Annotated in this window: 7 protein-coding genes; 3 read left to right on the forward strand and 4 right to left on the reverse strand. The window is 71.2% G+C overall.

The genetic code is table 11. The annotated features are described in order from the left end of the window. Positions 1–16 precede the first annotated feature (16 nt). The 4 genes from ABD256_RS20570 to ABD256_RS20585 are packed head-to-tail and all read right to left on the reverse strand — an operon-like array spanning position 17 to position 7,100. Positions 17–3,502 carry a tetratricopeptide repeat protein gene (locus ABD256_RS20570; protein WP_344420982.1) on the reverse strand — a complete coding sequence of 1,162 codons (3,486 nt, stop codon included), beginning with the start codon at positions 3,500–3,502 and terminating at the stop codon, positions 17–19. Then, positions 3,489–4,865: a hypothetical protein gene (locus ABD256_RS20575; protein ID WP_344420985.1), complete on the reverse strand. Its 1,377-nt coding sequence runs from the start codon at positions 4,863–4,865 to the stop codon at positions 3,489–3,491. Before ABD256_RS20575 ends, ABD256_RS20570 begins: the two co-directional genes overlap by 14 nt. A 7-nt stretch (positions 4,866–4,872) precedes the next feature. Beyond that, positions 4,873–6,018, reverse strand: a complete 1,146-nt coding sequence (locus tag ABD256_RS20580; RefSeq protein ID WP_344420988.1) for a hypothetical protein — start codon at positions 6,016–6,018, stop codon at positions 4,873–4,875. A gap of 5 nt (positions 6,019–6,023) precedes the next feature. Further along, positions 6,024–7,100: a hypothetical protein gene (locus tag ABD256_RS20585; RefSeq protein WP_344420991.1), complete on the reverse strand. Its 1,077-nt coding sequence runs from the start codon at positions 7,098–7,100 to the stop codon at positions 6,024–6,026. Positions 7,101–7,296: 196 nt separating this feature from the next. Between ABD256_RS20585 and ABD256_RS20590 the strand changes: the two genes are divergently transcribed. The 3 genes from ABD256_RS20590 (at position 7,297) to ABD256_RS20600 (ending at position 10,652) form a co-directional block, all read left to right on the forward strand. Further along, entirely contained in the window at positions 7,297–8,229 is a 933-nt protein-coding gene (locus ABD256_RS20590) for an AraC-like ligand-binding domain-containing protein (RefSeq protein ID WP_344420994.1), read from the forward strand. 87 nt (positions 8,230–8,316) lie between these two features. Then, a complete protein-coding gene (locus tag ABD256_RS20595) occupies positions 8,317–9,318 on the forward strand; it encodes a carbon-nitrogen hydrolase family protein (protein WP_344420996.1) in 1,002 nt (333 codons plus the stop codon). Between the two features lie 62 nt (positions 9,319–9,380). Next, on the forward strand, positions 9,381–10,652 hold the full coding sequence (locus tag ABD256_RS20600) for an ATP-binding protein (protein ID WP_344420999.1): 1,272 nt from the start codon (positions 9,381–9,383) through the stop codon (positions 10,650–10,652). The last annotated feature ends 84 nt before the right edge of the window (positions 10,653–10,736 follow it).

Below are 10,736 nucleotides of genomic sequence, written 5' to 3' on the forward strand. Positions count from 1 at the left end.
AAGAGTCTGCAGTGGACTAACCGGAAACAGCGCGCTCGACGTCGAGTGCTTCGCTGATCCTCGCGACGAACTCAGCCACTTTCCCGCGATCAGCCACCTCGTGCTCAACCGCCGTCCGGAAGTTGTCGATTCCGACCGCGGCGATGCCGCGCCGCCGGGGCGGCGCCAACTGCGCGAGTTCGCTGATCGCCGTGGTCAAGGCGTCCTCTGCCTCGGCGAAGTCGCCGAGGCCGAGGTGGACCAGTGCGAGGTCCAGCAGGGTCCCGGTGCGCAGGTCCGGCTCGTCGACGGCCCGGCGCAGGCAGTCCACGGCCTCCGGGTAGCGCCGCAGCCGGTACAGGCACCACCCGCGCAGGCCGGTGCGGTAGGAGTCGTGCCCGGAGGTCTCGGTGAGCATCTTGACCACGAGCCGGTAGTGGGCGCGCGCGGTTTCCTCGTCGCCGGTCAGGTAGCAGGCGTTCGCGAATCCCTTGCGCGCCCAGGGATCGTCCGCCGCGGTGAGCCGCATCGCTTCGGCATAGACCTCTTTGGACCGTGCCCGGTCGGCGCGGTCGCCGTGTTGCAGTGCCCAGCCGAGCGTCAGGTGCGCCGAAACGTCGGAGCCGGACAGGTGCACCGCCTCGCTCGCCGCGGTCACCGCGTCCGTCCACTGCCCCATGTCCGAGAAGATGTCCGCTCGCGCGACGAGCGTCACGGCGTCCGGCGGGAGCTGGTCGAGGGTGGCCAGTGCCTCGTCGAACTCGTCGTTGCGCGCCTTGGCGTAGGCCAGGTTCAACGTCAGGGTGGTACTGCCCGGTGCGAGGCTCAGGCCTTGCGAGTACGCCGACGCGGCTTCCGCGTAGCGGCCCGCGCCGCTGAGGGTGTTGCCGAGGACGCGGAGGATCTCCGGATTTCCGGGAGCGCGCCACAGCAGATCGTCGAGCACGTTGAGCGCCAGCCGGAGGTCGCCCGCGGCGGCGAGCGCCTGCGCGTACTCGCTCCGCAGCCTGATGTGGGCCGTTGCCTCGCCGGCGACCTCAGCCAGGATTTCGACCGATTCGTCGTACCGCTTGGCGGACAGCAGGAGCAGCCGCAGCTCGCGGTGGGTGCCGGGGTTCAGCGGATCGAGCCGCAGCGCGGCCTTGAGATCGGCCTCGGCGGCGCCCGCCGAGCCGCGGTCCGCGTGCACGCTGCCGCGGACGGTCAGCGCGAGCACGTTCGCCGGATCGTCCTCGAGCGCGGTCTCGGCATCACGGAAGGCGCCGACCAGGTCGCCGGTGATGTGTTTCGCGTCCGCGAGCAGCGCGCGGACGTCGGCCTGGTTCTGGCCGAGCGCGAGCGCCTCGTCGAGATCGGCTACCGCGCCGACCGCGTCCCCGAGCAGCAGCCGCGTCTGGCCCCGGTACACGTGCGCGGTGGCGAGATCGTCGGGGGACGCGCCGTCCCCGGTAGGGCCGTAGAGCCCGATGGCCTGGTCGAACTCGGCGAACGCTTCGTCGTTGTGGTCGTGCTGCTGTAGCGCTTGTCCGAGGTAGACGTGCAGGTCCGGGTCGTCGGGCAGGACGGCAACGGCGTGGCGCAGGTGGGCGAGCGACTGGTCGAGATCGGTCTTCGCGCCGTTTTCCGCGTAGCGCGTCAGATATGCCTGCCCGAGCTGGCCGTGCACCCATGCCGGGTCGATCCCCAGCTCGGCCGAACGCCCCAGTTCGGTGATCGCTTCGTCGCGGCGGCCGAGTTCGAGCAGCACCTCGCCACGGGTGCCGGCGGCGTAGGCGTAGTCCGGCAGCAGTTCCAGCGCCCGGTCGAGTTCGGCCAGTGACTCGTCGAGCTTGTCCAGGCGGCGCAGGACTTCCCCGTGCAGCGCGCGGGCGTCCGCGGCCCCGCCGTCGAGCGCGATCGCCTCGACGACCAAGCGCTCGGCCTCGGCGAGGTTGTCCACACCACCGGCACTGAGCAGCACGCTCACCAGGCCGGTGCGAGCGGACACGTCTTCTGGCATCAGCCCGATGGCGGTTTCGAAGGCGGTGCGCGCCTCGGTCCACTGCCCGAGACCGGCGAGGGCGTCGCCCCGCTTCGGCCACACCCAGTCGAGGCCGGGATCGAGGGAGAGCGCGAGCGTGAATTCGGTTTCGGCCTCGGCGTAGTCGTCCTTGCGGCTCAGCAGCTCGCCGAGCAGCGCGTGACCCTCCGCCTGGTCGGGTTCGAGCGCCAGTGCCGCGCGGATGTCCTCCTCCGCCTCGCCGGGCCGGTCGAGGTCCATTTTGGTCCGGCCGCGGAGGATGAGCGTCCACGGATCGTCCGGTGCGAGATCCAGTGCCCGGTCGAGCAGGTCGAGCGCGGTGTCGAGGTCCCCCGTGTGCGCGTGCGCGGCGCCAAGGTTCGCGAGCACGGCGGGCTGCCCTGGCGTGATCCGGTCCGCGCGGCTCAGTGCCGCGATCGCGCTGACCGGATCGCCGGCGTCGAGCGCGGCGACCCCGCGCAGGAAGTGGGTGCGCGGATCCTTCGGGGCGAGCACGGCGAGCCGGGTGATGATCGGTTCCGCGTCGGTGGCGCGGCCCTGGTTCATCAGAAGCTGCGCCTTCAGGATCAGCCCCTCCGGCTCGCCCGGTTCGGCCGTCAGCACCACGTCGATCAGTTCGCCTGCTTCGGCGAACGCGCCGAGCTGGGCGAACAGCTCCGCGGTCGACAGGAGCTGGCCGGTGGTGATCGCGCTCTTCCGCGCGGATTGCAGCTCTGCCAGTGCTTCGGTGTCTCGTCCGGTGTCGATGTGCGCCGACGCGAGTGCCAGCGCCGCTTCGGTGGTGAGCCCTGGCGCGAGCTCGCGCGCCCGCTCGGCGGCCGAGGCCGATTCCACCGGGCGGCCCGCCGTGAGCAGGGCGTTGGCCGCGTCGAGCCACCCGCGCGCGATGTCGAGCGGCGCACCGCCGACGGATTCCGCGAGCTCGGCGCGCGCGACACGCGCCTGCCAGTCGTAGGGCGCGCGTGCGAGCACCAGGTCGAACGCGTGGAGCGCGCCGACCGGCTGGCCGGTGTCGCGCAGCACCTCGGCCAGCGTCCGCCGGACGTCCGGGGTGTCCTCGCCGAGGTCGATCGCGGCTTCCAGCCGCGGCTTCGCTTCGGCATGCGCGCCCGACTTCGCCAGCGCGATCCCGAAGTCGGCTGCCAGGTCACCGCGCTCGTCGACCAGTTCGCCCGCGCGGCCGAACGCCTCGATCGCCTCCCGGAACCGGTCGGTGCCGGATTCGCCCAGCCCCAGCAGCGTCGCGGCGGAACCGGCCAGCGCGTGCAGCAGCTTCTCCTTGGGATTGGGCAGGAGCAGTTTCCGGTCGATTTCGGCCAGCAGCTCGGTCGCCGCCCGGATGGCTTTCTCCGCTCTGCCTTCGCGAAGGTCGGCGCGCGCCAGGTTCAGCTGCTTCTGGACGTCGGTGGTGCGCATCGGCGGCGGAAGCGGGCGAGCCACGTGCTTGTTCGCCGCCCACACACCGGCGTACGGGTCGGGTACCGCGGGCTTACGCTTGACCATAGCGGCCTCCCCGGGGGACGTGGCGGTCCGAGACGGCCCGCCAGATCGTCTTCACGTTGTCGGTCACGCGCTTCGCCCAGTCCTCGTCGCCGGGATTGTCCAGCCAGGTCGCCCACGCGGCGTTGAGCAGGACCAGCGCGCTCAGCCCGGTGGGCGGCCGATAGCCGATGACGGTTTCGCTGCCGAGCTCGTCGCGGATCTCGGTCACCTGGTCCCAGCGGACGGGCTTGAACGACTCGACCATGTCGTCCTCGGCCAGCTCCTCGCAGACGGCCGAGACGAAGGGCCGTACCGTTCCGAGCGCAAGGTCCGGGTCCGCATTGTCGTTCAGGCGCACCAGCGCCTCCTGCCAGTACTCCTTGGCCCGGTCGACGACGTCGCCGAAACCGGTCGCGGTCTGCGCGAGCTGTTCGAGCACGCCCAGGATCACCGCGGCGCGGTAGTGCTCGGCTTCGTGATCCGGCTGGAACTTCAGCAACGTCGTGGCGCAGCCGTAGGCCGGTCCGATCGTGTAAGCCGCGTAGGCGTCCGCGAACAACACCGGTGCGTCTTCGGCGTTTTCCCCGAGCAGTCCCGCGAAGCGGTCCCCGATCCCGTAACGCTCCACATAGGACTTTCCGATCTCCGCGCCGACGAGGGGGATGTTCCAGATCGTCCAATCCGGGAAGCCCAGCTTGACCAGCTCGGTGAACGCGCTGGAGAGCGTCGGGCGCCGCGCGGGCAGCGCCAGCAGCTTGGGGTTGCCGGGGATCTCGCGCAGCAGCGAGTCCGTGATCGCACAGACCTCGTCGTCGAGCGCGTTGTCGCGCAGGGTCAGTCCGCCGAGGAAGTCGACGTAGTCCGCGAAGAGCTCCTTGCACCCGTTGTCGAGGAGCTTTTCGTACCGCTCCCATACTTCGGCGGGCCCGAGCGTGCCGTCCTTGAGCTGTTCCAGCAGGTCCTTGACCAGATCGCTTTCCGTCCGGCAGCGCCTGACCAGGCTCCTGGTCATGTCCGGATCCACCTTGACGAGGAGATGGGCGTTGTCGTCCAGTTCCTTCCTGGCCATGGTGAGCGCCTGGAACGCATCAGGGAGCAGTGTCTCAAGCTCTTCGACTTCTGCCGCGAGACCGTGTTCCTCGATCCGGTCGAACAGTTCGCGGTCGCCGCGGATCGAGTTCATGATCATCCCGAACAGGCCCTGTGCCCTCGACAGTCTCTGGAACAGGGATTTGCTGTCGTAGGTGCCGATCAAACCCTGGAGCCTGCCGAGGCTTTCGCTGCGCCTTCCCGCCGCGCCCGCCACCTTTTGCACTTTCGCGAGGTCCTGCCTCAGTGCCACCAGGCGCATTTCGAGCAGCTCCTGTTGCTCCGGACGAGTCATCGGCGGTTCACTCCTTCACCTGCTGGCTCAGCGATATCGCCCGGCGGCTCGCCTCGTCGAGCAGCCAGTTCGGGCCGTCGCCCCGATCGAGCCGCCACAGCCAGGCGGCGTTCAGCACATCGGCCACCGTCGTGCCCGCGACCGGCTCCCGCTCCGGTTCGCGGGGATCGATCACGAGGCTTTGCACCCGGTCCGGCATCGGGTAGCGGGCCCGCGCGTACGCGTGTTCGCGGAGCAGTTCGATCATGGCGCGCGCTTGAAGCCCGGCCAGCGCCTGCTCGGCTGCCGTGCCGACGGCGTCGGGGAAGTTCGCGCGGGTGAGCGAGGCCAGTTTTCGCGACAGGCCGCGGAAACCGGCGGCGGTGGGGTGCTCGTCTTCGCCGAGTGCGTCCACTGTGGACAACACGGTGCGGACCCGCCTGCTCCATGCCGGGTGCGTGTCCGTGCCGGGGCCCGGCTGTGCCGCGAGCATGAGCAGGTGCAGGGGATAGGCGGCGCCGAGCACGTAGGTGGCGTAGACGTCGGCGAACAGCTCGTTGAGGTGAGCCAGCTCGACCTCCCTGCTCCCCTCACCGCTGTCCGCCTCTTCGCTGAGGTACTGGCGCACCGGCCGCCACTCGTCCCGGAAGCGCGGATCGCCGTGCGCCATGGTCGACGCCACGTGGTGGCCGAACTCGTGCGCGAGCACCGGCAGGCTCCACACGGACACGTCGGGGAAGCGGTTGCGGATCATGCTGACGGTGTGGGTCAGGAACGCGCTTTCGGCGACCGAGAGCAGCACGCGGCGATCGATCCCGGCGCCGCGGGTGAGGTGGTCGAGCAGCCGTTCCGCGACGTCGCCGATCCCGTGGTCGAGCTCGGCGCGGCGCAGGAGCTCGCCGTGGCAGTAGGCAAGGACCTCCCGTGTGAGTTCGAGCGCGGACGCGCGGGCGGCGTTCAGCGACGGCCAGCCGGTGCCAGGATCGGGGTCGCGGAGCACCGCCTTCAGCTCACGCGCGACCCGGTCGGTCAGCAGCCCGAAGCGGTCCACGACGGCCTGACCGGCCTCGCCGTCGGGCACCACCTCGGCCAGGGTGGCGGCGAGCTGCCGCAGCGCGGTCAGTTCCTGGTGGGCCTGTGCGAGCAGCAGCGTGCGGGTCGGGTGCCCGGCCACCCGGGTCACCTCGTCGCTTCGCTGATCGTTTCGCCGGTCCTGCCGACGTACTCGCGGCCGATCACGACGACGGCGCCCAGCAGGCCGAGATGCGCGCCGAGCACGATCACGTGCACACCGGGAGCGCCAAGACCGGCGAGGCCGGTCAACGTCGTGGCGAACCCGATGGCCGTGGCGATACCGCCGCAGAGGTCCATGACCTTGCCGTGCCGGGCGCCGAGCGCGGTCAGCGCGGACGTCGCGTCGTCCAACCGCCCGGCATCGGCGGGCCGCGCGTCCAGCGCCGAGGCCGCCGTGCGCGCGGTTTCGTCGGCTCCGAGTGCCGCGCCCAGCAGCGCGAGTGCGGGCGAGCCTGCCTCCGCGGTGGTCACGAGCCGCTCGACGCGCTCTTGGATCGCCTCGAGCCGGTCCGAGGGCAGCAACCGGTAGAGGATCCTGAGCGCACCCCGGAGCGCGCGCAGCCCGAGTTTGGCGAGCTTGCCGCCGATCTCGTCCAGCTTCAGGTTCTGCTTCGCCCACCGCCAGCCGTCCGCCAGCGCTCCGGGGCCGCCGTCGCGGATCCCGGTGATCGAGGCGGCGACGACCTCGGACGACCGTGTGACGATGGCGTCGAAGGTCGTGGTGACCTTGGCCCGCAGGATGTGCATCGCGTCGTCCACAGTGGACGAAGTCGGCGGTTCGGCCCGGAAGTGGTGTACCGGCGGGGTATTCAGGTCCGCCAGCAGCTCGACGGTGCGGCCGGCCCGCCGCAGCGGCTGGTCGAGCGCGGTCCGGTTCGGTGCGCCCTGTTCGCCGACCGCCGTGCTGGCCGCGAGCAGGGTGTTGGCGACGTCGATCTGCCCCAGCGCGGCCGCGAGCACGTCCACGGTGAGTTCCGCCTGCGGCGCCGCCCGGTCCGGGACACCGGTGCTCGCGAACGCCTGTGCCGTGGTCTCGTCGAAGACGCCGATGCCGCGTTCACCGGCGAACGCCAGCCTGGTGGCCGCCAGCGCCCGCCGCTCGGGATCGTCGAGCGCGTCGCGCAGCGCCCGTCCGGCCCGCACGACCGCGGCGGTGGAGAGCTGGATCGCGTCCTGGGGCATGACGGCCTCCCTGCCTGTGCGCCCGGACAACCGGCACAGTTCAGGGTCGCAGCCCGGGGAGCCGGTATTACACCGCGCACTCGACCGCTGCCGTATCGATATCAAGGCAGCCCACGCGCGCGAAGTGGACAGGGGCATGCCCGGCTGGGGATACTCAGGCATGCCCGTGACCGTTGACCGGCGTACCCATGCCACCGTGAGCACCGTCGACGTGCCGGCCAGGGAGGGGTTCGCCTACTGGCGCGACCTCATCTGCGCGACCTTCGTGCGCCTGACCGCGGAGCCGGTGGGGGACCGGCACTTCCACGGCCGGATCGAGAACGTGCCCTGCGGCGCGGTCGACCTCTCCACGGTGGTGGCCGACCCGCAGAACGTGCGGCGGACCCGTAGCCTCATCGGCCGGGACACCGAGGAGTACCTGCTGGCGAGCGTCCTGCTCGACGGGTGCGCCAGTGTCGAGCAGGACGGGCGGGTCGCCGTGCTGCGGGCGGGTGCGATGGCCTTCTACGACAGCACTCGCCCGTACTCACTGCATTCCGTCGAACCGTCCAGCCAGCTCGTGGTCCAGGTGCCGAAGCGGGAACTGTCCATTCGCGACACCAGCGGGCTGACCGCCCGCGCGCTCGGCGGCGGTACGCCGGGCGTGGTGGTCTCGAAGTTCCTCACCTCGCTGCGCGACGCCACCAAGGAAGACGCGGCGCAGACCGCCGTGCTCGTCCCGCACGCCATCGGCCTGCTCTCCGCGGCGGCCTCCTTCGCGGCCAGCGCGGAACCGGGCGCCTGCGCGGCGGACGCACTCGCGCGGCAGCGGGTGTCGGATTTCCTGCACCGCAACTTCGCCGACCCCGGTCTCGACGCGAGCGCGGTCGCGCACGCGTGCAACCTGTCCCGCCGATCGCTCTACCGCACCCTCGGTGCCGAGGGCGTCGCCGCGCAGTTGCGGCGGATCCGGATCGAACGCGCCAAGGAGATGCTGGTGCACGCCACCGGCAAGCCGATCGGCTCGCTGGCCGCGGCCTGCGGTTTCGGCAGCGAGTCCGGGTTCCACCGCGCGTTCCGCGAGGCGACCGGGCAGACGCCCGGCGAGTACCGGCGTGCCTGCCGGGAAGTTGGCACGCGGCGCAAGTGATCGCGGCACGGCGGGTCAGCCGTGACCGCGGGTGGGTCGGACATCCTGTGAGTTCTCGGCTCCCGATGATGACGCAGGAGAATCACGATGCAACAGGCCGTGCGCGTTGCCGCGGTGCAGGCGGAGTCCGCCTGGCTGGACCTGGCAGCGGGTGTGGACAAGGTGGTCGCGCTGGTCGGCGAGGCCGCCGCGGGTGGCGCCCGGCTGGTGGCGTTCCCGGAGACCTTCGTTCCCGGCTACCCGTGGTGGGTCTGGCTGGACTCGCCCGCCGCCGGGATGCGGTTCGTCCCGCGGTACGCGGCCAACTCCATGACGCGCGACGGTGCGGAGATGCACCGGATCCGCCGGGCCGCGGCCGAACACGGCATCCACGTCGTGCTCGGGTTCAGCGAGCGGGCCGGCGGCAGCCTCTACATGGCGCAGGCGACCATTTCGGACACCGGCGAGCTGACCGCGGTGCGCCGGAAGCTCAAGCCGACGCACGTGGAGCGGACGGTGTTCGGCGAGGGCGACGGCAGTGATCTCCAGGTGCACGACACCGCGCTGGGCAGGGTCGGGGCGCTGAACTGCTGGGAGCACCTGCAGCCGTTGACGAAGTACGCCATGTACAGCCAGCACGAAGAGATCCATATCGGGTCGTGGCCCGCTTTCTGCGGGTACCGCGGACTGGCGAACGCGCTGAGCCCGGAGGTGAACACCGCGGCGAGCCTGATGTACGCGGTGGAAGGGCAGACCTTCGTCGTCGCGTCGTGCGCGGTCGCCGGTGCTGCCGCGCTGGAGCTGTTCTGCGACACCGAGCCGAAGCGCCAGCTCATGCAGGCGGGCGGCGGGTTCGCCCGTATCTACGGGCCGGAAGGATCGCCGCTGGCGGAACCGCTGGCGGAGACCGAGGAGGGCATCCTCTACGCCGATCTGCCCCCGGAGCTCATCGCGATCGCCAAGTCCGTCGCGGACCCGGTCGGGCACTACTCCCGCCCGGACGTCCTGCGCCTGGTGGTCAACCGCAACCCGGCGCCGAACGTGGTCGAGGTGCCGCGCGAGGAACCGTTGTCCGCGCAGGACTTCCTGCCGTTCCAGGTGACCCCCTGACGGGTTTTCCGGTGGTGCGGCGCGGACCCGCCACGCCGATTCCTTCCGAGCACGAGGATTTGATGGCTCTCCCCCTTTTGACCGCGGTGGCCTGCGGTCTTCTGGTCGCGGTTCTGGTGCTGGCCGCCCTGCTGGTGCGCCAGCGCGGCGCGGTGCTGCGGGTGCGCGGGCGCTGCGCCGAACTGGAAGCGGAGCGTCGTGTCCGCGAAAACGAGGCGCTGCACCTGGTCCAGACCAGACTGCCCGGGGTCGTGGCGTCGCTGGCCGATCCGGCGATGCCGGTACCGGGCCCGGCGTACGGGCACGGCGGTGATCCTTACGGCGCCGTGGTTTCCTTCGTCGGCTGGCACCTGCGCCAGACGCGGGACACGGCCACGCAGGCGGCGGCCTCGACGCTCAAGTCGATGATGCGCTCCGTCCAGAACCTCGCCAACGAGCAGCAGGTGGCGATCTCGGACGCCGAGCAGCGGCACGACGATCCCGAGGTGCTCGCCGACCTGTTGAAGATCGACCACGCGAACTCCCAGCTGACCAGGCGGGCGCAGGCCACCGCGGTGCTGTGCGGATCGTGGCCAGGCCAGCAGCGCTCGGCGTCGACCTTGACCGACATCGCGCGAGGCGCGACGTCCCGGATCAGGGACTTCCCCCGGGTCGTGATCCCCGCGCCGTCGGACACGGCGGTGGTGAGCCGCGCGGTGGAGCCGGTGGTGCTCGCGGTGGCGGAGCTGCTCGACAACGGCGCCAGGCACTCGCAGCCGGGTTCGACCGTCGAGGTCAACTTCCAGCAGGCGCACAACGGGCTGGCGATCGTCATCGACGACGCCGGGGTCGGCATGACCGCGGAAACGGTGCAGCGCGCGGCCTGGCTGCTGTCCGGTCAGGGCAGGCAGGAGATCGCCGGGCTCGGGGACCCGCCCCGGATCGGGTTCGCCGTCGTCGGTGTGCTCGCCGCCCGCTACGGATTCACGGTGTCGGTGGACACGAGGTCTCCCTACGGAGGGCTTCGGGCCGTGCTGTTCCTCCCCAGCGAACTGCTCACGCGGGCCGACGCGCAAGCGCCGGTCCCCGTGGCCGCGCCCGCACCGGAAGCGGCGCCTGCCGAAGTGGTTCCTCCGACGGCGGACGAGGAAGTGCGCAGGACGGCCAACGGGCTCCCGCGGCGCACGCGTCGAACGACCCTTCCGGAATTCACCGCGTCGCCGAAGTCGGCACCGCCGAAACTGGAGCCCGCGGCAGTGCGGACCCCGGCCACCTTGGCGGCGTGGCAGCGCGGCACCCAGGAGGGGCGCCGGTCCGCGCCGACCGCCGCGGATTCCGGAAAGGACACTCAGTGACCGATCCGTCCAACAAGCTCGGGTGGATGCTCGACGACGCCCTGCAGATGCCCGAGACGCTCTACGCGGTGCTGCTCTCGGCCG

It is taken from the genome of Amycolatopsis minnesotensis, assembly GCF_039529815.1.
In the GTDB taxonomy this organism is placed as follows: domain Bacteria; phylum Actinomycetota; class Actinomycetes; order Mycobacteriales; family Pseudonocardiaceae; genus Amycolatopsis; species Amycolatopsis minnesotensis.

Excerpts from the sequence above, each read along its gene's own strand:
- ABD256_RS20595 (WP_344420996.1), top strand. The coding sequence starts at position 8,317 with ATGCAACAGGCCGTGCGCGTTGCCGCGGTGCAGGCGGAGTCCGCCTGG.
- ABD256_RS20575 (WP_344420985.1), bottom strand. The coding sequence starts at position 4,865 with ATGACTCGTCCGGAGCAACAGGAGCTGCTCGAAATGCGCCTGGTGGCA.
- ABD256_RS20570 (WP_344420982.1), bottom strand. The coding sequence starts at position 3,502 with ATGGTCAAGCGTAAGCCCGCGGTACCCGACCCGTACGCCGGTGTGTGG.
- ABD256_RS20600 (WP_344420999.1), top strand. The coding sequence starts at position 9,381 with ATGGCTCTCCCCCTTTTGACCGCGGTGGCCTGCGGTCTTCTGGTCGCG.
- ABD256_RS20585 (WP_344420991.1), bottom strand. The coding sequence starts at position 7,100 with ATGCCCCAGGACGCGATCCAGCTCTCCACCGCCGCGGTCGTGCGGGCC.